At 57.5% G+C, this 24,841-nt stretch carries 23 protein-coding genes and 1 pseudogene; 17 read left to right on the forward strand and 7 right to left on the reverse strand.

Annotated features, from left to right (window positions below; genetic code table 11):
* Positions 1 to 152: 152 nt before the first annotated feature.
* Positions 153 to 1,061, forward strand: a complete 909-nt coding sequence (locus tag AC19YX_RS34075) for a haloalkane dehalogenase (protein WP_045735840.1) — start codon at positions 153 to 155, stop codon at positions 1,059 to 1,061.
* A gap of 122 nt (positions 1,062 to 1,183) precedes the next feature.
* Here the strand turns inward: AC19YX_RS34075 and AC19YX_RS34080 are convergent.
* Positions 1,184 to 4,106 (reverse strand): annotated as a pseudogene (locus AC19YX_RS34080) (zincin-like metallopeptidase domain-containing protein); the annotation flags it as partial.
* A gap of 110 nt (positions 4,107 to 4,216) precedes the next feature.
* On the opposite strand from AC19YX_RS34080, the gene istA reads away from it, so the two are divergent.
* The 7 genes from istA to AC19YX_RS34115 all read left to right on the forward strand — a co-directional run bounded on the left by istA (position 4,217) and on the right by AC19YX_RS34115 (position 11,065).
* Complete coding sequence (gene istA, locus AC19YX_RS34085; protein ID WP_232867069.1) at positions 4,217 to 5,716, forward strand: IS21-like element ISPst3 family transposase; 1,500 nt, start codon at positions 4,217 to 4,219, stop codon at positions 5,714 to 5,716.
* Complete coding sequence (gene istB / locus AC19YX_RS34090) at positions 5,709 to 6,512, forward strand: IS21-like element ISPst3 family helper ATPase IstB (RefSeq protein ID WP_010454871.1); 804 nt, start codon at positions 5,709 to 5,711, stop codon at positions 6,510 to 6,512. The genes istA and istB overlap by 8 nt, the downstream gene beginning before the upstream one ends.
* Positions 6,513 to 6,866: 354 nt before the next feature.
* A complete protein-coding gene (locus AC19YX_RS34095; protein ID WP_010455375.1) occupies positions 6,867 to 7,988 on the forward strand; it encodes an ISAs1-like element ISPa60 family transposase in 1,122 nt (373 codons plus the stop codon).
* Positions 7,989 to 8,270: 282 nt separating this feature from the next.
* On the forward strand, positions 8,271 to 8,714 hold the full coding sequence (gene msrB, locus AC19YX_RS34100; protein WP_003464965.1) for a peptide-methionine (R)-S-oxide reductase MsrB: 444 nt from the start codon (positions 8,271 to 8,273) through the stop codon (positions 8,712 to 8,714).
* 1 nt (position 8,715) lies between these two features.
* Positions 8,716 to 9,255, forward strand: coding sequence for a peptide-methionine (S)-S-oxide reductase MsrA (msrA, locus tag AC19YX_RS34105; RefSeq protein WP_003464967.1), 540 nt, complete (start codon positions 8,716 to 8,718; stop codon positions 9,253 to 9,255).
* Between the two features lie 140 nt (positions 9,256 to 9,395).
* The gene (locus AC19YX_RS34110) at positions 9,396 to 10,100 is read left to right on the forward strand and encodes a glutathione S-transferase N-terminal domain-containing protein (RefSeq protein WP_003464969.1); all 705 of its coding nucleotides are present in this window, start codon (positions 9,396 to 9,398) and stop codon (positions 10,098 to 10,100) included.
* A complete protein-coding gene (locus AC19YX_RS34115) occupies positions 10,097 to 11,065 on the forward strand; it encodes a magnesium and cobalt transport protein CorA (RefSeq protein WP_003464971.1) in 969 nt (322 codons plus the stop codon). The genes AC19YX_RS34110 and AC19YX_RS34115 overlap by 4 nt, the downstream gene beginning before the upstream one ends.
* A gap of 204 nt (positions 11,066 to 11,269) precedes the next feature.
* On the opposite strand, the gene AC19YX_RS34120 is transcribed toward AC19YX_RS34115, so the two are convergent.
* Positions 11,270 to 11,437 (reverse strand): hypothetical protein, encoded by a 168-nt coding sequence (locus AC19YX_RS34120; RefSeq protein ID WP_016487060.1) that lies wholly within the window; start codon positions 11,435 to 11,437, stop codon positions 11,270 to 11,272.
* A gap of 75 nt (positions 11,438 to 11,512) precedes the next feature.
* Here AC19YX_RS34120 and AC19YX_RS34125 point away from each other — a divergent pair, with 75 nt between their 5' ends.
* From AC19YX_RS34125 to AC19YX_RS34135, 3 genes are all read left to right on the forward strand, one after another.
* On the forward strand, positions 11,513 to 12,526 hold the full coding sequence (locus AC19YX_RS34125; protein ID WP_002118279.1) for a zinc-binding alcohol dehydrogenase family protein: 1,014 nt from the start codon (positions 11,513 to 11,515) through the stop codon (positions 12,524 to 12,526).
* Positions 12,527 to 12,598: 72 nt separating this feature from the next.
* Complete coding sequence (locus AC19YX_RS34130; protein ID WP_005006001.1) at positions 12,599 to 13,030, forward strand: GlcG/HbpS family heme-binding protein; 432 nt, start codon at positions 12,599 to 12,601, stop codon at positions 13,028 to 13,030.
* A 61-nt stretch (positions 13,031 to 13,091) separates the two neighbouring features.
* Positions 13,092 to 13,382, forward strand: coding sequence for a DUF1330 domain-containing protein (locus tag AC19YX_RS34135; protein ID WP_005005999.1), 291 nt, complete (start codon positions 13,092 to 13,094; stop codon positions 13,380 to 13,382).
* A gap of 325 nt (positions 13,383 to 13,707) precedes the next feature.
* Here AC19YX_RS34135 and AC19YX_RS34140 read toward each other — a convergent pair whose 3' ends face one another.
* A complete protein-coding gene (locus tag AC19YX_RS34140; RefSeq protein WP_003464979.1) occupies positions 13,708 to 14,178 on the reverse strand; it encodes a TlpA family protein disulfide reductase in 471 nt (156 codons plus the stop codon).
* A 422-nt stretch (positions 14,179 to 14,600) separates the two neighbouring features.
* Between AC19YX_RS34140 and AC19YX_RS34145 the strand changes: the two genes are divergently transcribed.
* From AC19YX_RS34145 to AC19YX_RS34165, 5 genes are all read left to right on the forward strand, one after another.
* Positions 14,601 to 15,248, forward strand: a complete 648-nt coding sequence (locus AC19YX_RS34145; protein WP_002118288.1) for a sulfite oxidase-like oxidoreductase — start codon at positions 14,601 to 14,603, stop codon at positions 15,246 to 15,248.
* Positions 15,241 to 15,987, forward strand: coding sequence for a ferredoxin reductase (locus AC19YX_RS34150; protein WP_002118292.1), 747 nt, complete (start codon positions 15,241 to 15,243; stop codon positions 15,985 to 15,987). Before AC19YX_RS34145 ends, AC19YX_RS34150 begins: the two co-directional genes overlap by 8 nt.
* A gap of 453 nt (positions 15,988 to 16,440) precedes the next feature.
* Positions 16,441 to 16,713, forward strand: coding sequence for a glutaredoxin 3 (grxC, locus tag AC19YX_RS34155; RefSeq protein WP_005005995.1), 273 nt, complete (start codon positions 16,441 to 16,443; stop codon positions 16,711 to 16,713).
* 67 nt (positions 16,714 to 16,780) lie between these two features.
* Positions 16,781 to 17,062 carry a DUF427 domain-containing protein gene (locus AC19YX_RS34160; protein WP_003464986.1) on the forward strand — a complete coding sequence of 94 codons (282 nt, stop codon included), beginning with the start codon at positions 16,781 to 16,783 and terminating at the stop codon, positions 17,060 to 17,062.
* 169 nt (positions 17,063 to 17,231) lie between these two features.
* Positions 17,232 to 17,498 carry a hypothetical protein gene (locus AC19YX_RS34165; protein ID WP_003464988.1) on the forward strand — a complete coding sequence of 89 codons (267 nt, stop codon included), beginning with the start codon at positions 17,232 to 17,234 and terminating at the stop codon, positions 17,496 to 17,498.
* An 860-nt stretch (positions 17,499 to 18,358) separates the two neighbouring features.
* On the opposite strand, the gene sdhC is transcribed toward AC19YX_RS34165, so the two are convergent.
* Positions 18,359 to 18,733, reverse strand: a complete 375-nt coding sequence (gene sdhC / locus AC19YX_RS34170) for a succinate dehydrogenase, cytochrome b556 subunit (RefSeq protein ID WP_005005993.1) — start codon at positions 18,731 to 18,733, stop codon at positions 18,359 to 18,361.
* A 730-nt stretch (positions 18,734 to 19,463) separates the two neighbouring features.
* On the opposite strand from sdhC, the gene AC19YX_RS34175 reads away from it, so the two are divergent.
* Positions 19,464 to 19,982: a YkgB family protein gene (locus AC19YX_RS34175; protein ID WP_003464991.1), complete on the forward strand. Its 519-nt coding sequence runs from the start codon at positions 19,464 to 19,466 to the stop codon at positions 19,980 to 19,982.
* Positions 19,983 to 20,011: 29 nt separating this feature from the next.
* On the opposite strand, the gene AC19YX_RS34180 is transcribed toward AC19YX_RS34175, so the two are convergent.
* The 3 genes from AC19YX_RS34180 to AC19YX_RS34190 all read right to left on the reverse strand — a co-directional run bounded on the left by AC19YX_RS34180 (position 20,012) and on the right by AC19YX_RS34190 (position 24,709).
* Positions 20,012 to 20,857 (reverse strand): AraC family transcriptional regulator, encoded by an 846-nt coding sequence (locus AC19YX_RS34180; protein WP_003464995.1) that lies wholly within the window; start codon positions 20,855 to 20,857, stop codon positions 20,012 to 20,014.
* Between the two features lie 236 nt (positions 20,858 to 21,093).
* Positions 21,094 to 24,123: a Tn3 family transposase gene (locus AC19YX_RS34185; protein WP_010799689.1), complete on the reverse strand. Its 3,030-nt coding sequence runs from the start codon at positions 24,121 to 24,123 to the stop codon at positions 21,094 to 21,096.
* Positions 24,107 to 24,709: a recombinase family protein gene (locus AC19YX_RS34190; protein WP_010465829.1), complete on the reverse strand. Its 603-nt coding sequence runs from the start codon at positions 24,707 to 24,709 to the stop codon at positions 24,107 to 24,109. The genes AC19YX_RS34185 and AC19YX_RS34190 overlap by 17 nt, the downstream gene beginning before the upstream one ends.
* Between the last annotated feature and the right edge of the window lie 132 nt (positions 24,710 to 24,841).

Here is a 24,841-nt window from a genome sequence, read left to right on the forward strand (position 1 = left end):
AGCCACGCGTTGCCAGCCCGATAACGCGCGAGCCGCCCACGCGCCAAAGACTCACTGAGCGTAATAACGCAGCATTCACAGAGTCAAAACACGTGTACACAGGCGGCGCGCGTGCGCACCATGGCTGACCGACACTTAGCGAGGCGAACAATATGGATTTTTTACGCACCCCAGATCGACACTTCGAAAACCTTCCCGGCTACGCATTCGAGCCCAACTACCTGATGGTGGATGACAGCGAAGGCGGTGAGTTACGCATGCATTATTTGGATCAAGGTCCAGCCGCTGGCGCAGTGGTTTTATTGCTGCACGGTGAGCCATCGTGGAGCTACTTGTACCGCACAATGATCCCCACACTAGTTGCTGCAGGCCATCGCGTTATTGCCCCAGACCTCATCGGTTTTGGTCGCTCAGACAAACCCAGTAAACGTACCGACTACACCTATCAGCGCCACGTTGACTGGGCGCAATCGCTGCTCGACCAGCTAAAACTGAGTGACGTGACCTTGGTTTGCCAAGACTGGGGCGGCTTGATTGGCTTGCGTTTAGTCGCAGAAAACCCAGCCCTATTTGCTCGCGTGGTTGCCGCCAACACCATGCTCCCAACCGGTGATCACAACCCAGGGGAGGCCTTCAAAAGCTGGCAGCAATACTCACAACAAGTACCAGAGTTCCCCACTGGAGCGATCATCAACCGCGCCACCACCACAGAGCTATCGCAAGCGGTGCTAGACGCCTACGACGCGCCCTTCCCTGACGAAAGCTACAAAGAAGGTGCACGGCAATTTCCCTTGTTGGTGCCCACCACGCCTAACGACCCTGCCGCCGATAAAAACCGCGCAGCATGGGCAGTACTGATGAAGTGGAACAAACCCTTTTTGACCGCGTTCAGTGATTCAGACCCGATCACCAAAGGCGGCGACAAGGTGCTGCAAAAGCTGATACCGGGCACACACGGCCAAGCGCATACCACCATCGTCAATGGCGGGCACTTTCTGCAAGAGGATCAGGGCGAAAAGCTGGCAGAGGTTGTGGTGATGTTTATCGCGGCGAACCCTTGATGTGCCGAGAACTGTACCGAAGACTCAGCGCTTAACGGCAAACTAGCCAGTGCATGCCTCCAGTAATCCTTGCAAAGCATCTGTCTCGATCTCACTCGCCGAGACAGGTGCCTCGCAAAGGACTATACCGCGAAGCGTTTATCCAGCCCGCTGTAGCCCATGCCAATTGCCTTATGCACTTTTAACTGCACCGGGATGCGCTCTTTGAGCGCTTCAACATGACTGATGACGCCGATCATCTTGCCGCTGGCATTCAGGCTGTCGAGTGCATCCAGCGCCACCTCAAGTGTTTCAGCGTCGAGGGTGCCGAAGCCTTCATCGAGGAACAGCGAGTCGATACTGGTTTTGTGGCTGACCAAATCCGACAAAGCCAACGCCAGCGCAAGGCTGACTAAAAAGCTTTCACCACCAGACAAGGTTTTGGTGTCCCGCGCAACATCCGCCTGCCACGTATCGACCACCTCAAGCTCCAGCTCACCCAGAGACTTGCGCGCCAACTGATAGCGTCCATGCAAGCGTTCAAGCTGCTGATTAGCTAAGTAGACCAAGTGATCGAGTGTTAATCCTTGGGCGAACTTGCGAAATTTAGCGCCATCCGCCGAGCCGATCAGGCTGTTGAGTTGCTGCCAAGCATCGTAATTGGATTGTTGCGCACGGATCTGCGCAAACAGGCTTTGTTGGCTCAGGCGCCGCGCATCATCACCTTGCAGTTGTGCACGAATCTCACCTTGGCGCTGGCTCAGGTTGCGCAACTGTGTTGCCAACTGTACAAGCTGTTGCGCCAGCGCCTCATCATCCAGATCGACCAGCACTTTCGACTGCTCAACCGACTGCAATTCAGCAAAGCGCTGCGTGCAATCGTGCGCCAAAGCCTGAGCGGCAGTGGCTGCGTTGTTTAGGCGCTGCTGAAGCTCGCGCAAGCTCGCGCGTTCAGCGTCATCCAATAACGCCGCCATAAACTGCGCCTCATCGGCAAACTGGCTAGCCGCCAAAGCGTTCTGCCAGTCGTTATTTTGCGCGGCTAACTCACGCTGCTCGTGCTCGATACGCACTTGCACCGTTTGCAGTTGCCCCCACAGCTGATCACGCTGCTGTTGCGAAGCCTGCCAACTACGCTGCAATGCTTGTAATTGCTCATGCGGGTTATCAACCGCCGGCAACTCCGCTAACGGCTCTTGCGCTTGCTCAAGCCAGTGCTGCTGCCAGGTTTGTGCGTGCTCGTGCGCCTGTTGCAGTGCATGCGTTTGCGCTTGCAACTGCGTAGCCAAACTCAGGCTTAACGCCTGTTCAGCCTGCCAGCCTTGCCATGCTTGCTGTTGTTCACGCAGCCAATCGGCAGGCGCTACAGGCATGTTCAAACCCAGCACCTGCAAACAGCTACTGAGGCGTTCCAAGCGTTCGGCATGCTTGCTGGTGAGCAACTGCAGTTGGCTAATACTGTCGTGGTGACGCTGTTGCACATGGCTCTGTTTACTGGTCAGCGTATCCAATTGAGCGCTGCATTTACTGTGCTCAAGCTCAGCCGTCATCACCCCATCGGCGGCTTGCTGGGCGACTAACTTGAGTTGGTCGAGCTGGCTCATGCGCAACTGTTGCTGCTGCATGTGCTGCTCGTGGTCGTGTTGTGCGGCCTGCAATGCGCTGGCATCCGCAATTGCCTGCCCGAGCGATTCACAGGCTTGCTGCCAGCGCTGATCCGCCTCAGCCAACCCCTGTCGTGCAGCACTAACTTGCGCTTGAGCCTGGGCTATTTGTGTTTCCACCACAGCCAGGCGCTTGTTCAGCGTCTCGCCTTGTGCCCGCACCGCATCTTGCTCAAGCTGTTTGGCCTGCAAGGCTTGCACAGTTTGCGACGGGTTAAGCGCTTGATACTCGGCAATCGCCGGGTGCTCATGCGAGCCACACAGCGGACAGGCCTCATCGGCTTGTAGGGCGGCGCGGTATTGTTCTAACTGTTGAATACGTTGCTCTTGCTCAAGCAGCTTTTGTTTGTCGGCGATCTGCTGTTTAAGGTCGACAAACTGACTGCGCAGCGCCTCACGCTGCTGATTTAACTGCGCTTGCTCGGCTTGCTGAGCTATCAGTTGCGCCTGCGCTTGAGCCTGCTGATCAACAAACTGCTGACGCTGAGTCAGCAGCATTGCCAAACGCTCCAGCTGACGCCCACGCTCGGTTAATTGCTGAGTTTGCTCACGTAAGGCTGCGTCATTATGGCCGCCAAACAATCCATCCAACTCCGCGCGCGCGGTGTTTGCCGCCAGCTCAGCTTGTTTAAGCTGAGTCGTCGCTGCGTGCAAAACCGTTTGCTGCTGGGGTAACTCAGCTGCTAGCTGAGCCAGTTGGTCATCCAGTTGTTGTTGCTTCTCACGCTCAGCGGCTTGCTCTTGCTCGCTCACCGCCAAGGAGTCGAACTGCTCTTGCCACGCGGCCAGATGCGCACCTATCCGCCTCGTACTCGCCAGCATTCGACCAGCGAAGCATTGCCTTGAGGCCGTTAGCTTCGGCAGTGCGCTCCAGGGTCTGCCACGACTCCAGGGCGCTGTATCCAGGATTGGCGTTCTTGTGGGCTTCCTGGATATGGGCCAATACCTCGGCCTGCTCTTGGCCTAGCTGCGCGGTGTCCACCTGGTGGTCTTGAACTTGCTGCTGTTCAAACGCCAGGACGAAAGCCTGGATTTTCTCGGCATCCGCGGCTGCCCGGAAGATCTCAAGTGGATCTTCTTGCAGCACCTTGATCCATGACCCGACATACGCAACGTGCTGACCAGGATCGTGGCCAATACCCAGCTCGTTGCCCAGGATCATGCTGGAAATCTCTGCCCGCAACTCTTCCTTGGCGTACCCCTCCGACCCGAATGGGTTGGACAAGTCACGGTCAAGCCGCGAAGGGTGGCCAGTCCAATGCCCCAGCTCATGCAGTGCGGTCGCGTAGTAGTTGTCGGCCGAGGGAAACTGGCCGCGCTCGGGCATGGTGATGCTGTCGGTTGATGGCCGGTAAAACGCCCTATCACCGCCTGCATGTGTGATGCGCGCCCCTGATTGTTGCCGCTGACCGAAAACTGACCCAGTAGAGGCTGTTCTGCCGACTGAAAACTGACCCAGGTGTTCAACTGCTTCTGCTCAATTTTTGAGCAGGAGAACACAGGGTGATCAGTATGGAAATGATGGGCAAAATTCGCCGGATGTATTTCCGCGACAAGCTGTCGCTGCATGAGATAGCCAAGCGCACCGGGTTGGCGCGCAACACGATTCGCAAGTGGGTCAGAGCACCTGAGGCCAAGCCGCCGGTCTACCAACGCCGCGCGATCTTCAACAAACTCAGCCCTTTTCACGCCACGCTGGAGCAGGCGCTAAAAGCCGATTCGCTGCGGCCCAAGCAACAGCGGCGCAGTGCCAAGGCGCTGTTGGCGCAAATCAAAGCCGAAGGTTATGACGGTGGCTACAGCCAGCTCACCGCGTTTATCCGTGCCTGGCGAGGGGGACAGGGCAAGGCGTCGCGGGCCTTTGTGCCGCTGACCTTTGCTCTTGGCGAGGCGTTTCAGTTTGACTGGAGCGAGGAAGGCTTGCTGGTCGGCGGCATTTACCGGCGTATGCAGGTGGCACATCTGAAGCTGTGTGCCAGCCGTGCGTTCTGGCTTGTGGCGTATCCGAGCCAGGGCCATGAGATGTTATTTGACGCCCATACACGCTCGTTCGGCTCCTTGGGCGGCGTGCCGCGCCGGGGCATCTACGACAACATGAAGACCGCCGTCGACAAGGTCAATAAGGGCAAAGGCCGGGCGGTGAATGCGCGCTTTGCGGTGATGTGCGCGCATTACCTGTTCGATCCGGACTTCTGCAACGTCGCCGCTGGTTGGGAAAAGGGCATCGTTGAAAAGAACGTGCAAGACAGCCGCAGGCGTATCTGGCTAGACGCCCAGGACTGCCAGTTTCACTCCTTCGAGGAACTCAATGCCTGGCTGGGCCAGCGCTGCCGCGCGCTTTGGAACGAGCTGACGCACCCTCAATACAGCGGGCTGAGTGTGGCCGAAGTGCTGGAGTTGGAGCGCGCTGAACTGATGCCTGTGCCAGCGCCATTCGACGGTTACGTCGAGCGGCCTGCGCGGGTCTCCAGCACCTGCCTGGTCAGCGTCGGGCGCAACCGCTACTCGGTGCCGTGTGAGTATGCGGGTAAGTGGGTCAGCAGCCGTTTGTATCCGACGCGAATCGAGGTGGTGGCTGACGACGCGCTGATCGCCAGCCATGTCCGCTTGCTGGATCGCGACCAGGTCAGCTATGACTGGCAGCACTACCTCCCGCTGATCGAACGCAAGCCCGGTGCGCTGCGCAACGGCGCGCCCTTTGCTGATCTGCCGGCGCCGCTGCGTCAGCTTAAGCACGGTCTGGGGCGTCATGCCGGCGGTGACCGGATCATGGCGCAAGTTCTGGCTGCCGTACCGGTCGCCGGGCTCGATGCGGTGCTGGTGGCTGTTGAGCTGGTACTGGAAAGCGGCAGCCTGAGCGCCGAACACATCCTCAATGTCGTGGCGCGCCTGGCCGCGACCGAACCACCACCCAGCGTCGAAACCCACTTGTCGCTCAAGGAAGCCCCCGTCGCTAACACGGCGCGCTACGACCGCCTGCGTGGCCAGACCGAGGAGATCGGTCATGCGTGATTTGATGGCGGAACTCAAGGAGCTGCGCCTGCACGGCATGGCCACGGCCTGGGCGGAGTTGACTGCGCAGGGTGAGTCGAACACAGCCTCGTCCAAGTGGCTGCTCGAACACCTGCTGGAACAAGAGCACACAGATCGCGCCATGCGCTCGGTGAGCCACCAGATGAACATGGCCAAGCTGCCGATGCACCGCGACCTGGCCGGCTTCGACTTCAGCGCCTCCAGCGCAGACGCTCGTTTGATCAGCGAACTGGCCAGTCTGGCCTTTACCGACACCGCGCAGAACGTGGTGCTGATCGGTGGGCCTGGCACCGGTAAAACCCACCTGGCCACTGCGCTGGCCGTGTCCGGCATCACCCGGCACGGCAAGCGCGTGCGCTTCTACTCCACGGTCGATCTGGTCAATCTGCTGGAGCGCGAAAAGCACGACGGCAAAGCCGGGCGGATCGCCCAAGCTCTGCTGCGCATGGATCTGGTCATCCTCGACGAACTGGGTTATCTGCCCTTCAGCCAGGCCGGCGGTGCGTTGCTGTTTCACCTGCTATCCAAGCTGTACGAACACACCAGCGTGGTGATCACCACCAACCTGAGCTTCGCCGAATGGTCGAGCGTGTTCGGCGACGCCAAGATGACCACCGCCCTGCTGGATCGGCTGACCCACCACTGCCACATCGTCGAAACCGGTAACGAGTCCTATCGCCTGCAACACAGTAGCTTGGCGGCCCAGGCCAAGATCAAATCACGGGAGCGAAAGCGTAAGGGCGGCCAGGAACCGGAGGACGATGAGCCGTTCTGATTTCATGGCGACGACGGCCTGCTACATGGCTGCGTGTGGCAGGTCTTAAACAACTGAACTGGGCTAGCGAAGGAGTGGGGGCAACAGCAGCTGCGCTGGTAGACTTATCCACAGTTGCTGGTAACAAAATCAGCAATCCGCCCTGGGTCAAATTTCAATCGGCAGGGTGGGTCAATTTTCCATCAGCGCCAACACACTAAGCAACCATCAGAAAATTTTGACTGTACGCCAAAAAATTCGCATCTACCAGCATCTAAACAGGCGTTGCAGGGCAATCGCATGAACGCCTGCCGATTTGAATGAGTCCTTTCCCAGCGGGCATCCTGAGCGCCTCTCTACTCAGGATGCCCTGCAATGTCGCATCACATACCAATCTCCGATGTTCTGGTCGCCATCAATGATCCCCGTCAGCAGGGCAAGATTCGTCACGACCTGGTCGAAACACTGGTCGTGGCTATCTGCGGCGTGCTTGCCGGCGCTGACACCTTCATCGAAATCGAACTCTGGGCTGAGCAGCGGCTGGACTGGTTCCGCCGTATTCTGAAACTACCCCACGGCATTCCCTCACACGACACCTTTGGACGGCTATTCAGCCTGATCGATCCAGAGGAGTTCGAGCAGGCCTTCCGCTGTTGGGTTGCGGCGATCCTACCGGCCCTTTCTCCGCAAGTGGTTGCCCTAGACGGCAAGACCAGTCGCCGCTCCGGCAAGAAAAACACGGCCCCGTTGCACCTGGTCAGCGCTTTTGCGGCTGATTCAGGGCTGATTCTCGGGCAGAGGGCGACCTCCCAGAAGTCCAACGAGAAGACCGCCATTCCTGAGCTGCTGGCCACACTGGCGCTTGAGGGCTGCACCGTGACGATCGATGCCATGGGTACCCAGCCGGACATTGCACAGGCCATTCTCGATCGCGGGGCGCACTATCTGCTGGCCATCAAGGGAAACCAGCCGAAGCTGGCCGAAGCGATCGATGACTTCGCTGACACCTTTTTGGACGGCGATCCTGCCCGGGTACCCCATGCGCACTTCGAGCATGTCGAGAAGGACCATGGCCGGCTGGAGGTTCGTCGCTGCCATGTTTTCGACCAACTCCAGTGCCTGCCACAGCCAGAACGCTGGCCAGGACTGCGCACTTTCGTGATGCTGGAGTCCGAGCGGACTGTGGGCAACCAGACCAGCCTGGAGCGCCGTTACTACATCAGCAGTCTTGCTCCGGATGCAGAGCGCATCGCACATGCCATCAGGGCGCACTGGGGCGTGGAGAACCGCGTCCACTGGTGCATGGATGTCATTTTTGGTGACGATCAGATGCGGATCCGAACCGGGCATGCTGCCCACAACATGGCCGTTCTCAAGCAACTTACATTGAATTTGATCCGGTTGGATCCGGTCAAGCGCAAGGGTGGCATCAAGGCACGAAGGCTGATTGCTGCAACCTCTGATGATTATCGGGCTGAACTATTAGGTCTCAGGTGAGCTTCATGCGATTGCCTTGACAGGCGTTGTTGATTATCATAAAACACTGACACTGTATTATATAATCGTGCTTTTGTGTTATTTTTTTAATATTTACTGATTACGTACTTGCTTAACCACTCAGTTGCGCTAGAACTAATAGACGCGAAATTTAAATCTCTAATTTTCCAACACTTAGTAAAACCTCGTTTGCCATCCCACTACCATTGTAGGAGCAAATCAGGAGACATAAAAAATTAGCGGTAGCGTGCCTGGCCCTCTAGATAAGTATTGGAGACTGTAATGAAGTTTGAAAAGTCACAGACAGCAATCGACCACCTGACTCCCGAGCAACACCGAATTACCCAGGAGGCGGGCACCGAAAGGCCCTTCACGGGCGAGTACAACGACAACAAGGAGCCTGGCATCTACGTCGACATAGTGTCGGGAGAGCCACTGTTCGCTTCGACGGACAAGTTCGATTCGGGTACTGGCTGGCCCAGCTTCACCAAGCCGATCGTTTCGGCAAACGTGAACGAGGTGCGGGACAGCGCACACGGCATGGTCCGGACGGAGGTCAGGTCAGTACACGCAGACAGTCATCTCGGCCATGTGTTCCCCGATGGTCCTTCCGACCGCGGCGGTCTGCGGTACTGCATCAACTCAGCGTCCCTTCGCTTCATCCCGCGCGACGAGATGGAGTCCGAGGGATACGGTGAATATCTCGATCAAGTAGAGGAGGCTTAACATGCATCAGCGCGCTGTTCTCGCAGGAGGATGTTTCTGGGGCATGCAGGATCTGATCCGCAAGCGGCCCGGCATCATCTCGACCCGTGTGGGTTACACGGGCGGCGATATTCCGAACGCCACGTATCGTAATCACGGCACGCATGCCGAGGGGATCGAGATTGTCTTCGACCCGACAGTGACGAGCTACCGGAACATCCTGGAATTCTTCTTCCAGATCCACGATCCGACGACGCTGAACCGCCAGGGCAATGATCGTGGGCTCTCCTACCGGTCGGGCATCTATTATGTCGACGAGGAGCAGAAGCGCGTCGCCGAGGATACGATCGCCGATGTGGATGCCTCGGGGCTGTGGGATGGCAAAGTGGTGACCGAGGTCCAGCCGGTCGGCGAGTTCTGGGAGGCCGAGCCCGATCACCAGGATTATCTGGAGAAGCGCCCGGGCGGCTACACCTGCCACTTCGTCCGTCCCGGCTGGGTGCTTCCGAAGCGCCAAAAGGTTGACGACGTACAGCCAGCGGCCGGGACCGCGGCGGAATAGGCTTCACTGCCGTTGCCACTGCGCCGATCCGGTCCGCAATCTTCGTGACCGCGTCGTTCAGCGACGCGGTCATCGAACCCTACTTCAGAGTGACGGCTCGTTCCAGTCAGTCGCCATCGCAACACCAGGATCGCAGATTTATGCCAGACCTCTCGTCCTTTCCGATCACGCAGCGCTGGCCGGCATCTCATCCCGATCGCCTGCAACTCTACGCAGCCCCTACGCCCAATGGCGTCAAGGTCTCGATCATGCTTGAGGAGACTGGCCTGGCGTACGAGCCCCACCTGATCGACATCTCGAACAACGAGTCGAAGGATCCGGCGTTCGTGTCGCTGAACCCGAACGGACGCATACCGGCGATCATCGATCCGGCTGGCCCTGACGGTAGACCCATCGCCTTATGGGAATCCGGTGCGATCCTCCTCTATCTGGCCGACAAGACGGGTCAGTTCATCTCCACCGAACCAGGCCAGCGTTACGAGACCCTAGCGTGGGTGTTCTTTCAGATGTCGGCCATCGGGCCGATGTTCGGTCAGCTCGGCTTCTTCCTGCGATTTGGCGGCAAGGACTATGAGGACAAGCGGCCGCAACAGCGCTTTATCGACGAATCCACGCGTCTGCTGGGGATTCTGGATCGCCGGCTGGAAGGCCGCGACTGGATCGTCGACGACTATTCGATCGCGGACATCGCGACGCTCGGCTGGGTGAATGCGCTGGTGGAATTCTACGCTGCGGGTGACATCCTTGGCCTCAGCAGCTTTTCGAACGTCCGCGCATGGCTTGGACGCGGGCTGGCTCGACCGGCCGTCCAGCGTGGCCTCCACATTCCCGCGAGGCCAGCATGAGCATCATCGCCGCCTATTATTACAACGAAGGCAAGCGAGTTCGCGAAATCGCGCTCGATGAGCACGTCAAGTTGGGCGAGAGTCGCTCGGGCTTCTGCTGGATCGCGCTTAGCGAACCCACCCCCGAGGAACTACTCGCGATCCAAAGGACATATAATCTTCATCCGTTGGCGATCGACAACGCGATGCACCCGCTGTGCCCGCCCAAGCTCGAGGTCTACAACGATGAGTTGTACGTCGTCGCGCAGACCGCCGAGCTGGTCGGCGACCGGATCAGCTACGGCAAGATGGCGATCTTCACCGGTCACAATCACCTTATCACCGTGCGGCACGGCAATGCCGGAGCGCTGGGCAAACTTCGGGAGCAACTCGAGGCATCGCCGACGCAGTTCGGCAAGGGTGTCGACTATGTGCTGCACGCGATCTTGCATCGCGTGGTCGACCAGTATCTGCCCATCTTCGAAATGATCGAGGACGACGTCCTGGCGATGGAGCGACGGTCGCTGCACGATTTCCTCGGGCCAGAAGAGGTGGCGCGAATCTTCGAACTAAGGTCCGAACTCACGCGGTTCCAGCGCACGCTCGGGGCTATGGCCGAGCTGGTGCGAAAGCTCGTTCGCGGCCACTTTCCCTGCATCAGCGCCGAAATGACACCATATTTCCACGACGTCGCGGACCATGTCCACCGCGTGCAGTCCATGGTCGACGGCCTCCTGCTTGTCCTGTCCACGGTCTTTGAGGCCAGCAGCCTTCTTGAAGCGCAAAGGACGGGGGTGATCACCCGCCAGCTGGCGGCTTGGGCGGCAATACTGGCAGTCCCGACGGCGATCGCTGGAATATACGGCATGAACTTTAAGCACATGCCGGAGCTGGACACGGCCTACGGATACTTTGTCGTGCTCGGAGTGATAGCGATATCGTGCGTTTTCCTATTTGTGCGCTTCAAGAAGGCTAAGTGGCTGTGAATACTGCCCATCGTTTTCTTCGCCGTCATCTGACGGTTACAGCGGGCCTTATACGGAAGCTTGTCCAATCCAACTCAAGATGAAGGTGCGTCCATGACATAGCAGCTGACCGACGCTCTACAAGCAGTTCAGTCCTTCATCGCCAAGGGCTAAGACCGCGAATAGCGCGTCAAGGACAGCAATCTCGTCGATCTCGAGCCAGGATCAACCATCGGTCCGTGCGGCATCTGCGTCGACGCGGCGTTTCGCCTCGGAAGCGGTGATGATGGCGATAACGCCTCCACCCTCTACGCGATCACCGATCCGGCGACCGAGCATAAGGGCCTGTTGATCGACGTGTTCGATGAAATCTGCTACCGCGACCCAGTTCAAGAGTCGGGACCTCAATGTAGAAGAAGTTGACTAACGAGCATTCGCGTCATCCGATCAAGCAAGCTGGAGACATTTATGAAAGCCATTGGTTACAAGGTTCCGGGACCCATCGCCGCGGATGCCGCGCTGGTCGACATCAATCTGCCTCGGCCTGTCGCTGCAGGATACGATATCCTGGTTGAGGTGAAGGCCGTCTCGGTCAACCCGGTCGACTACAAGGTCCGCAACAGCACGCCGCCGGCAGATGGCGATTGGAAGGTGCTGGGATGGGATGCCGCCGGGATTGTGCGCGAGGTCGGCCCCGACGTCACGCAGTTCGAGTTAGGCGACGAGGTCTATTATGCCGGATCGATCACACGGCCCGGTACCAATGCGGAGTTCCATCTCGTCGACGCCCGGATTGTCGGTCACAAACCTGCGTCGCTCTCCTGGGCGGAAGCGGCGGCGCTGCCGCTGACGACGTTGACGGCCTGGGAGGCGATGTTCGACCGCCTGGACGTGGCGAAGCCCGTACCCGGTGCGGCGGAGGCGATCCTCATCATCGGTGGCGCGGGCGGGGTTGGGTCGATCGCCGTCCAGATCGCGCGACAGCGCACGGACCTCACCGTCATCGCCACAGCCTCTCGACCGGAAACCCAAGAGTGGGTAAGAGGGCTTGGAGCTCACCACGTCATCGACCATTCTCGTCCGCTCGCGCCACAGATCGCCGAACTCGGCATCGGTGCTCCCGCTTTCGTCTTTTCGACCACACATACCGAGCAACATGTCGCCGACATCGCCGAACTGATCGCCCCACAAGGACGGTTCGGACTGATCGACGATCCCAAGGCATTCGATATCATGGTTTTCAAGCGCAAGGCGGTGTCGATCCACCACGAGCTGATGTTCACGCGGTCGATCTACGGCACGCCCGACATGAATGAGCAGGGCGAGATTCTGGATGCGATGGCAGCGCTGGTTGACGACGGCAAAATCCGCACGACGCTGACCCGGCGACTGTCGCCGATCAATGCCGCCAATCTGAAGACGGTGCATGCACTGATCGAAAGTGGCGCGGCTAAAGGCAAGATCGTCCTCGAAGGCTTCTAACGACCGCGATCGCCAAACATCTTGTCCAACCTCAAAAAGCCGAACGGGTTATGCCCCAGCGATGAGAATCCCATGACCAAATCTATTGCCACCGCCTCGATCAACCGCGAAACCGCAGTCGCCCTCATCGACGCGGCGCTCGCTGCGGCCCGTGCCATCGGCATCCCGGCTGCCGTCGCCGTCGTCGACGCCACCGGTAACCTGCGCGCGTTCGAGCGCACCGACGATGCGCCGTTCCTTACCGTCGATGTTGCCATCGACAAGGCCTGGAGTTCCGCCTCGTTTGGGTTCCCGACCCATGTCTGGAACGACTATGTGACCAACGATCCAAAAGTGGCGCCGCTAGCCTATCGCCCTCGGATGGTCGCTGTCGGCGGCGGTTATCCGATTCTGGAGGATGGGAAGTTGATCGGCGGCATAGGCATCTCCGGAGGCAACTATCAGCAGGATCAGGATGCGTGCGTCGAGGCACTCATGAAAATCGGGTTCCAGTTGCCAGCCTGACGACTGTGAGGCCATCACCGGTGGTAATGGCCAACAGATCCAACCTTTGAGAGGCCTAATGATGGAAGCGTTCGTCGTCTTTACGCGGGAAGAAACCAGCGACCCACATGCACTCGCAACCTATTCTGCAGGCGTCGGACCATCGTTCGATGGTCACGACGTTACCTTTCTCGCCGCTTATGGCGCGATCCAGCATTTGGAGGGGCCGCCCATCGAAGGGGCCGTAATCTTGCGTTTCCCGACGATGCAGGCCGCTCGCGACTGGTATGACAGTCCCGCCTACCAAACCATCGCTGCTCAACGCTTTGCCGGTTCCCGTTACCGCGCCTTTATCATTGAAGGGCGGCGGTGACATACCGACAGAAGCACTTCGGCGCTGACCACGAGGTATCGGCGTGTGAACTCGCATCTTGGGAATCTGTGGGGGGGACCAAGACAGCGGCGCTAGGGGCTCATATCGTCGATCGGATCAGAGAGTTGCTCGGCGAGAATGGGTTATCTATTGCCGAGCTGACGGAGCGGAGCCGCCCTCTCCCAACGGATTGATTCAATCGTTGACGCTCCTCCTATCCGGATCCGGGTTTTCGCACGCTGATCAACAGAGTTACAGCGCGCAACGCCTGTAGTGGGCATCAGGGGATGGGTGGCAATCAGGATGATTGCCCACCTTCCAACGATTAACCTTGCTCAAGTTGCTTCACTAGTCGCTCCGCGTCGAGATGGAAGTCCGAGAAAACAATGCTACCGCCAGCGTCGATAACCGTAAACCACGGAGTTCCTCGTGTGCGGTAGTCTTCCATGAAGGTTGGAAACGGCGAGCCGGTCGGTTGCTCGTCGTGACCGAAAACGATAGGAAGCTCATACTTGAGCTGGTTCACGCGCAACTTCTCGAAGGTATTCTCATGCGTTCCTTCGAAGACGGTCTGGATCACTGCGAACCCCACGTCTTTTGAGCTCAACGCTGCATGCAACTTTTGTAGCGTCGGAAACCCATGCAAATGGCAACCTTGGCACCAATGCTGGAAGGCAAACAAGATTTTCGGGCCGGGCCCGATATCTGACAGTTTGAACGGCGCGATACTTTCCCCATCTTTGCCAATCCATTTTTGCACCCGCAGCTCAGGCGCTTGTCGTTCGATCTCGTTCATCTGATCCTCCAACCCCGATACAGAAGCTTAGTGGATGATCGCGCGTCGCGACGGTGCGCGAACGTCCGACCTTATTTTCCCTATTTCCTGAAGCCAGAATAGATCAGATCGACATTTCGTCCTTAATATACTCAAGCTGCCGGCGAGCGCGAACTGGGCAACCATGCGCTGGTGAGCCTTGAGCTTTGCACGCTGCCCATCCGTTTGAGAGCGAACCTGCAACTTCCGCTCCGCATACCGCAGATCAGCGTACGCAGCCTTGGGGTTATCTACCCTATAGCCATTGGGTATTGGGAATCATGCTGGCCTGACGCTATGTTCGATACGCGATTTTTTACGATGATAGAGCATCTGTATCTGATTTTTAGTCGATTGGCTTATTCGGCGGATGTGCGGGCAAATGCTTTACGCAGAGTACTGAAATGAAGGCCGGCTTCGGTCTGCCGTATCGAGCAAGAGGGGTCACTATGGTCACCAGAGGTTTCACCGGTCGCGGTTCAGGCGACCAGTCCGATCGGATTCCGCCAGGTCAGCATCTGGTGGAGGATTTCCCTGTTCTGTCGGCCGGCCCTACGCCGAGGGTAGAGCCCTCCGACTGGAAATTCACAGTCAAAATTGGTCCGAAGCCCGTCAAAACGTGGAATTGGGGCGAATTCAACACTCTACCAAAGACCCAGGTGACAAAGGATATTCACTGCGTCACCTCTTGGTCCAAACTGGATACCGTTTGGGAGGGTGTACTCATTGAAGACATCCTTGCAGATGCAGAGCTTGATCGGCCTACCGATTTCGTCTTGGCGCACTGCTACGATAATTATTCGACAAACGTCCCTCTGACGGATCTGCTTTCCGGGAAAGCGATGGTCGCCCTCAGTTATGCGGGCAAGCCACTTTCCCGCGATCATGGGGGGCCGGCGCGTCTTCTAGTGCCGCACCTTTACTTCTGGAAATCCGCCAAATGGGTGAATGCGCTGCAATTCACGACGCGTGACGAGGCCGGCTTTTGGGAGCTGCACGGCTATCACATCTACGGCGATCCGTGGCGCGAACAACGATACACCCATGACTGAAAACGAAGCGCAAGTCCGTTCGTGGCAATCATGCGTGATCGACGACATCATCCAGCAAACACCGAGTATCAAGAGCTTCTTCCTTCGGTTGAGCAAGCCGTTCGCGCACACCGCAGGTCAGCACGTCGATATCCGGCTGACCGCGCCCGACGGCTACAGTGCAATGCGCAGCTACTCGATCGCGTCATCGGCAGTTTCGACCCCGATCGTCGAGATAGCTATCGAGCGCATGCCGGATGCCGAAGTTTCGCCGTTTTTTCACGACATCGCGGCGATTGGTGACGAAATCGAAGTTCGCGGTCCGCTCGGTGGCCATTTCCTTTGGCCTGAGCCTGCCATAGATCCGGTTCTGTTGATCGGGGGAGGCTCCGGCCTCGTGCCGTTGATGGCAATGATCCGGCAGCGCCGCGCATTGGCCCAAGCCGTTCCGACAGCGTTGCTCCTGTCCGCACGAACCGCCGAGGACGTTCTCTTCTCAGAAGAACTTCATTGCATCGAAATCAGCGATCCGGCGTTCGTCCTGGCGCTCGCGATTACGCGCGAGAAACCGGTTCGCGCATCGGACTTTGCGCGACGGATCGACGGCATGATGGTCCAAGAAATTCTAACCAGGCTTCAGGGAAAGCCGACGCAAGTGTTCGTCTGCGGGTCTAACGGATTCGTCAACATCGCAACCGATAGCGCGCTGCTGGCGGGCTTGGACGCCTCCATCATCAAGACGGAGCGCTACGGGGGCTAGCGGCGCGAGCTATCTCACGTCGCGCCGATCGTAGACGTGCGCCCTGGGAAGCTTTGGCGATCAACGTGAACCGTTTTGCCGAACACAGTCTTCGTACCCCCCGGCCTCTAGAACGCCTTCGCTCGCGATACCTGGCTCGACATCAAGCTCAATTTGAAAGTTCCTGCACTATCCGTCGTCCTGATATGCTCGACCAGCATGATGGGCGATTCGAGCGGGACCGCTTCCGTCCCAATCGAGGCTCGGTTACCTTAGAGCATCGGCTCGGCGCTACAGGAGGCGCGTGCGGCCTCTGCCTGGCGGTGAAAGCACTTTGGGCCATGTCGCCTGGATAGCGGCCAATCGTCAGCATCTGCTCCGATGTCGGCCAAGGTGCAGTCGCCATCTTTGAACGCCGCGAATTGGAGATCAACGCCATGACAGCGATCCGCGTGCAACTGCCGGAGATGCAATATGACAACTGATGTATTGCTGTACACCACGAATTGGTGCCCGTTCTGCCGCCGAGCGAAGGCGCTCCTCAAGGAAAAGGGCGTGCGATGGAAGGAGCTCGATATTGAGGCGGATCCGGCTCACCGGCAGGCCATGGCGGAAGCGTCGGGGCGAAGCTCCGTGCCGCAGATCTTCATCAATGGCACCCTTATCGGTGGCTCCGATGAGCTATTCGCGCTCGATGTCAGAGGCGAGCTCGACAAACTTCTCGGGCGCAACCCGCCTGCCACCTGAGGAGGTGCGGCTTGGGGCAGCCAGCCCGCGAGCCTTCGCCGGTTGATGAATACAAAAGGAGAGTCCGTTGGTCTCAGCCATCTGGAAAGACACTACTATCGCCACAAGCGACGAAACAGTCATCGTCGAGGGAAATCACTACTTCCCACCGTCAGGAGTCGACCTGAGCCTGCTTGAGATGAGCCCGCACACATCTGTCTGTCCGATCAAAGGCGCCGCGCGCTTCTTTCATGTTCGCGCGGGTGACGCGCTCAACGTGAACGCCGCTTGGACCTATCCCGCCCCCACTCCGGATGCCGAGGGTATCCGGGATTACATCGCTTTCTGGAAAGGCGTGGACGTTGCCTAGCAGACTGGACGGACGACTTCGCTGATAGCCATGCGGGCGCCGACATCTCAATTATCCTGCCCACCCCGGGCCTCGTCGGCTGCAGGAATCTGCCCGGCACCTTAGCGCGACCCGGCACTGGCGGTCTCGCACCCGCCGCGCCTCTGTTCTATCAATAAGGATGGATGACATGGAGCATTCCGAGTTCGATGCCGCTTTCGCGAAGCTTGCGGAGGGATACAGAGAAGGGACTTATGAAGGCCGGCGTTTCAGCTTGATCGTCCGGCGATCTGGGGACGGACGTCGCAACAGTCTGTTCGCCAGGGAGTTGGACGGGACTGACATTGTCAGCTTCAACCTCTTCCGCGTTACATCAGATAGGACATTGTTGAAGCCGTGCGAAATGTCCGCCGAAAAGGTCGTAGCGTTCGTGCTGGAGTTCCGACCGGACACCTGACGGGCAGAAGAAGATCCCGGCCAACCGGCGCGCCTGCGACGGCCGGCTATCTAAGGCTGCGCAAGCCTATAGCCGCAGCTCATTGCACTTCGTCTGGCGAGGAATTCAACATCGATACGTCGCCATCCGCGGGGATATCGGTACAGGCGCCCGTGTAAGCCAGATTGAGAAATCCTAAGCGATGACTAACACCAATGACGCCACCCTTCCGACACATTCTATTCTTGAGGAATGCACAGCGATGGCTGTCGTCAACGCTCTGAAGATTATTCTGAAGAACAGCTACGCGATCTACCTTAAGACAAAAAATGCCACTCGGGCGCATCCCGCCCCTACTTCAGGGACTTTCACTTGCTTCTCGCTCTGTCACTCACAGCATCGGCACGCCCATGACGCATGGTATCCAGGCCTCATAATTTTCCCATATAACCTTCTTGTCTTTTGCGCACCCAGAAAGACTCGAGGCTTTAACTGGACAGATGAGCCCTCGAGGGTAGTGTTCACCTGATTGGCTTTCTCATATCTGATGTTGATTCGCACAGTGTGCCAACCAGGTGATAGTTTCAAAAAACCTGCGCTTCAGAGCGAATTAGACGATCTTCGATAAGAGCGATCCGCCTCAAAATCCAAAACATCTAACATTGTCCTAGAGCCATATTTGTACCTAGTACTATGGCGCTCCCATTAACACATTTGATGATGCACAGAAAACTTAGCTCATGATAGCTTTCAGCTAACAGCTATTCGGAAGCCCGAAAGGATTCAACCGTTTAAGCGTGAACCGTCGATTATAAATACTTTCGTAAGTTAGCTTTAAAGGACGCTTTTAGTCCTTGTAAATACGCATTACGACTCCACAGCTACCAAATCCATACGGCGCCAGCAACCATTAAAACACCCGACACTACTAAAACAATAGTAGAGGCGCGATTGCTGCCTTTCAAAGTATGACCAACACCCACATCCATAACTAGGTGTCGAATTCCGGCTACGAGATGATAAATAAATGAAGAGTATACCAACCAGAAACTAACTTTGCCGAAAGGTGAAGAAAAAATCTCCTTGACTTCATTAAAACCCTTTTCTGACTCCAACGATTTGCTCAGCATATACAGTATCAGTCCCAGAAAAATAAAGAGCATAATTCCTGAAATCCGGTGCAGAATCGATGTAAGCGCCGTGAGAGGAAGCTGAATGGTTCGAATATCAAGATTAACCGGCCGCTTTTTATTCATTTTGACTCCAGTCAACAATTCTAGTGGGGGATTTCAGTTTTCGATCTCATTCATCATAGCAGCTGTAACTAAGGCTGGCGGCGACAATAATGGAGATATTCGGGGCTTACGTTGCATTTTGAGGTCGCAAGTGCATGTGCGTAAATTGAAGCAAATTGCAAGGTTATGCCCAATAGGTAGCTAGCTTATTAATTTAACAAAAGTGACGTGTGTCGTTCTGCAGGGCATGCTGTTCCCCAACCCTGGAAAACCTATCCTCTTTAACACGTCAAAGTCGATTGATAGGCTTGCTGCAACAGCTATCTGCCCGGTTGAAGTCGAAGATCGATGTATCTGTAGGGTTTGGAAATAAATGCGGGCGCCCACCGCACTCACGGCTCAGTTACCATTCTTTGTGCATCGCGGCCGCGCGGCTAGTTGGTAGCTGTTCTAAGCCTAGTCAGTGCCGCCCTTCGCCCCAAGCCCCATAGTCAGATTTGAGAAATGACAGTAGGCGATGCCGCAACGCGCTTCATCGACCTATGTAAAACGACTCCTTTATCGAAATAGTGCACTCATCGCTCTCCACGGCGATCCCTTCATCGCGAATTGCACCGCCCAAGACGATCTGCACTGAAATCAATACTTTCTGATGCCTCTTGATTAGAGATGCCAGCCATAATCATCTCATCGCCAACGCATACGGCGTTCGGCAGCCAACACACTCTCACTCACTACTGGAAGCTCAGACATGAAAACCATAGGCATTGAAAACTCGAAGTCCAGCGTACAGGCCCACTTAACGCTTGGAACCAAAACTATGGGGCTAGGTATCTATGGCGCGTACTTGGCTCTCGCTATTATTTACTTCTGGTTCGGCGGCATGAAATTTACCCACTACGAGGCCGAGGGCCTGGTTCCACTGGTGAGCAACAGCCCGCTTTTGGGATGGGTGTATAGCATTTTTTCGGTCGACATGTTCTCCAGCCTGCTCGGCATACTAGAGATTTCGATCGGCACTCTGATCGCAGGCCGCATGCTGTCGCCCAAACTATCCGTGGTAGGAGGCGCTCTGTCTGCAGGCCTGTTCTTCACAACCCTTAGCTTTATGTTTTCCACTCCGGGCGTCATTGAGCCTAGTTTAGGGTTTCCGGCGATTTCCGTTGCGCCAGGTCAGTTTCTGCTTAAAGACTTAGGGTTGCTTGCTGTTTCGATATTTGTGGCAGGCCATTCGCTGGTTGAACTGGAAAAACGTAAAATTAATGCATAATTTTTTCAATGGCTTAAGGCAGTAATGCCTTAGGCCTTTTTGCCATCATTTTCCCCCGCCAGATCTTTCAACCAGTCACGAGGGCTCAACCCCGTCTTGCGTCTAAATGCGCGAGACAGCGCCGAAGGACTTTCGTAGCCGACTTGAGCTGCAATCAGCGTAATCGAGCGCCCTTCTCGCATCAGCTTCTGAGCCAGGCTAACTCGCCAACTCAACAAATAATCAGCAGGCGTCTGTCCGATGACACTCTTGAAATGCACGGCATACGCAGCGCGTGACATATTTGACTCACTGGCCAGCTCTGCTATTGACCAGGCATGTTCCGGGGAGTTGTGCATCTGTAAAAGCGATCGGGCAAGCCGCATGTCGGCCAGTCCAGCCATCATTCCGGTGCGCAACTGGTGATGATCGAGCAGGTAACGGAGCAACAGAATGATTAGGAGCTCAAATAAGCGCTCAAGCGCGGCTTCCCTTCCACAATGCACATTTGCCGCCTCGGCAAACATCCACTCCAACGTGTCTGCCAGCATGGGCAGATCATCGAGTGCGAGCACCAAACAGTCCGGTAATGAAGCCGACAAAGGATTATCAATTCCGCCCTCAAACTCCATGGAAGCACACAACAACTTTGCGCCATCGGACTCACCCGCAAACAATTGATGCTTGGCGGGGCGTGGCATAAAAATCAAGCTAGGGCGAGTGAGCTGCAAATCCTTGCGATCGGGACCAAGCAACGTCACGCTGCCGGCCTGAAGCAGATGGATATAACCTCGCCGCTCGGCGCCATCGTAAGATGCAGAGCCGCATAGGTCGCCGTCATAGAACAGATTGGCCCGCACGCCGAACCGCGAGAGCAAATTAGACAAACGATCCATTGGCCGATCCTTGACGAGTCAGAACGCACAGACCATACCATCTGCGTTGTCGTTCAGTGCCTGTAGCGAACATGCCGGCGTAAATCAGCCAACGGATAAAGTGATCACTGAGCAGCTCAGCCTCCCTTTCCAGTTCGGCTGTTAAAAAAACAACACCGTTGTTTGAAAGCACCAGCAAATCAAGTGCTCACTCTTCTATTTTACGGGGTTGTACGCCGGAATCCCAGAAATTTCCGTCAGCCCAGCTCCAGTCCCGCCACGAGCGCATCCAGGTCGATGAACTTGCCGTCAGTCTGGAAGGTGTAATGCCCGTTCAGCAGGATGTGCCGCCAGGCCGCTGGCGACATCTGCGTGATCAACGCCAGCGCCTTGGCATTGCCAGCTGCCTCGTACTTCGTCAGCAGCAGGGACAGGATCGCCGAGTTGTAGAAGATGATCGCGTTGCCGATCAGCCTGGCGCACTGGTTGCTGATCTCGATTTCGATGTCGGTGCGGCCGGTCAATTCCTTCTTCCCACCGACTTGGGCGATGGTCGAGCGTAGCTGGTGATAGGACTCAATGCGGTTCTGCGAGCGGTGAACATTACGCTCCAGTTGCGGGTCGCGCAGGTAGCGCAGTGTGTAGATACTGCGGATGAGCTTGTCGAACTCGAAGATTGCGCGCCGCGTCGGGTTCGGCGCCGTATAGGTGCACAGCTTGCGGATCAGCGTGCCCTGCGTCATTTCCTTCAGGCCCAGTGTGGCGACGATTCGGTCGATGTTCGCCTTCTCACCGACGATGAGTTGCCGGTCGATCTGGCCAGCCGGCCGGATCAGGCATTTCTCGTACAATGCCAGATCATCGGCGCAATACAGCTCCTGCAACTGGTCGTCGAGGTCGGTGAAGCGCGGCTCGAAACGAAGTCCGAACCAGTGCAGGATGGCGAAGTTGGCCTTGTTGATGCTGTGCATGTCGCCGGTGATCGCGCTCGGCACGATGTCCGACGTGTTGCGGTACCAGATGTCGAACACGTGGTGAGCCTCGTACTCGTGTGCGCCTATCAGGTAGCCGTTCAACGGCACGTGATTGCACAGCAGCGTGTAGGCGACGACGCCCTTGCCGCGGCCGAAATATTTGCGCGAGTAGCGCGCCTTCACAGTTGGTCGCTCGACGCCGAATTTCTGCCCATCAACGGCACCGTACAACGAATCGAGGTCGAACGAGTAATGCGGGAAGATCGGCAGTGCGGCGATGGCGTTGCTGATGCAATCGTTGGCCACATGTAGCGTCGCCTGGCGCAGGTACTGCTGGTAGGTACTCTCCAGGACGTGGTACGGGATGTCGCTGGTACGTGCCATAACCTGGTTGCCGTGGTTCATGGCTTGGGCAATGATCACCGCCATCAGACTGTCGGCGTCGGCTACCTTCTTCGCATAGCGTGGCTGCAATGGTGTCAGCGCCGACAGGAACTGGCACTGGCCGTTGACGAAGCGAAACACGTCGGCGACATCGCAGTATGGCAGTTGCTCGTAGAGAGCTTGCTCGCGCGCCTTCTGGTTCTCCCCCTTGGGCTTGCGCCAGGTCAGTCTCTGCGTGTCCTTGTCGTATTCCAGGTGCGTCAGCTTGCCCTGTTTCAGCTCGCGATTGAACGCCACCCATTGCGCACGCAACTCGGCCGCCAGTGCATCGAGCTGGGCACTGACCGGCTGCCGCAGGAAGGGGATGTCCATCTGCGCGAGCACGGCGGCTTTCTCGTCCATCGAAACCAACTCGTCGGACAAATGCCGGTGCTGCAAGCTGTCGTCAATGTAGAGCTCGCCCGCCTGGAAGCGTTTCCTGACCTGACGGTAAAGCCAGAATTCGTAACGATCGGCATGCAGGCCTGTCGGCGTGCCTTCGGCATCGAACATCAGCAGGTACGGACGCAAGCGTTTCGGCAGCGTTGCCGCCGGACATTCGTCGAGTGGCCGTTGTGATAGGCGCTGCTGCTTGGCGAACACGCTCTTGGCCCAAGTCAGCGCCGCGAGCCATGGGTTATCGGGGGCCGTGCCGGCGAAGTCGAGCGCGACGTACAGCGGCCGTAGATGGCGTCGAATGCGTTCGGCCAGGCCGTCCACCGCCTGCCAGTGCAGCGCCAGTTTGTTCAGTGGCTTGACGCTCATGCGCTGCGCCGTGTTTTGCAGCAATTCCCTGGACATGATTTTGTAGGCGCGTTGGCGCACCTCGCCGAACGGCGTCGGATCGGCCACGCTGTCGTCCACGTACAGCGACAGCAGGCGGCCAACCTGCGGCGTTTCCTGATGGCGTCGCAGCTGTTCGGCGACAAAGGACTGTTTCGCACCCGTGCGGCTCTCGTCCTCAAGTTTTTTCATGTGGAAGGCCATCGCGTCGACCAGGTTGTCGGTGAGCTGCCGGTAACGTACCCAGGCATAGCACAGCAGGTAGAGCCGGGTCTGCTCCGCCTTCAGGTGGCGCAGGTCATGGACGGTATAGAAGTTCGCCAGGCTCGCGTAGTACAGCAGGTTCTGCTGCGAGATGCCGAGCTTGGGCAGCAGCGCCTTGGCGATCCCGTGCAAGGACTTCAGCGTGGCGCGCTTCTCGCGCTCCCCTGCCATCTGACGCCAGCCGAAATCTTTAGCGTCCTGCTTGAGCGCTGCCAGTTGAGACAGGGTGTCGTCACGCACCAGGAGCTGGCCCAGCGCAGCTTTGGCCGATTCGTCCAACACTTCTGCCAGCAAGCCGCCCAAGCGCCTGCGTTCGGTGGACAGGGCTTCACTGACCAGCTCTTGTAAGGTGGTGTGGCCGGGCCGGATGATTTTGTGCTCGCTGAGCCAAACGATCAGTTCGGCGGCCACGAATCCTGGCATTACGTCGCGCCGCACGATCTGTTCAGCCTGCTGTGCCAGTTGCGGCAGGAAGCTAGCCGCCCACGACCGGTAGCCGAACAGTTCGGCGATCTGACCCCTCTGGCTGTAGTGCTCATGCTTGGTGATCGCCTTGCGTTCGAACGCTTCGCCGTGGAAATAGCGACTCAGCACGAAGGCGCAATCGTCCTCGACCTCATGCCAATCGAAGCGGAAGAAAGCATGCTTGGCCTTGAAGTAGCCGATCTGCAAGACGCAATAGACTTGGGCCTGCAGGCTAGGCCGGCTGCTGGCGAACGCCAGTTCAGATTCGGTCAACGCCAGGTATTCCAGCCGCTGAGCATCGTCGAAGTCCGGTAGGCCGTACAAGGCTTCCTGCTCTGCGTCAGAAAAGACGGTGAGTAGCTTATTCTTGTTGCTCATCGACCGTCCTTCCCGCACCACGCCAACCTGCTCGCGTCAATGTTTCGATCAACGTAGTGCGCTTGACATTGAAGTTGCGGCACACCGCCGCCTTAGACATGCCGCCATCGAGCGCGGCGACGATGGCGTCCAGCTTCTCACCAGTGATCGCCTGCGGCCGGCCGCCGATCCGGCCGCGTTTGCGTGCGGCGGCCAAGCCCGCGACGACGCGCTCCTGAATCAAGGCGCGCTCGTACTGCGCGAGCGCACCGAACACCTGGAACAGGAATTCGCCCGAGGGCGTCGTAGTGTCCAGGTTCTCTGTCAGCGAGCGGAACGCCACCCGCTTGTCCTTGAGCGAAGTCACAATGGCGAGCAGGTGCGACAGCGAGCGACCGAGCCGGTCGAGTTTCCACACCACCAGCACATCGCCGGCTCGAACGAACTCAAGCGCCCGCGCCAAGCCGGCACGGTCATCCTTCGCGCCAGAGGCACGATCCTCAAACAGGTGACGCGGATCGACGCCGGCGGCGAGCAGCGCGTCGCGCTGCAAGTCCGTGCTCTGGCGGTCGGAGTCCGACGACACGCGCATGTAGCCAACCAACATAGGCGGATAACCATCAAAAACAGGTTTCCGCATAATAGTGAATAGCGATAGAGTTTTCCGTACATTTTTGAGGGGGTGTTGCACAGGTAGCACAGCGGCGGCTGACAGCCTGTCGCAAAACAAATGTTTTAC

This window comes from Pseudomonas sp. MF09150, from assembly GCF_059862355.1.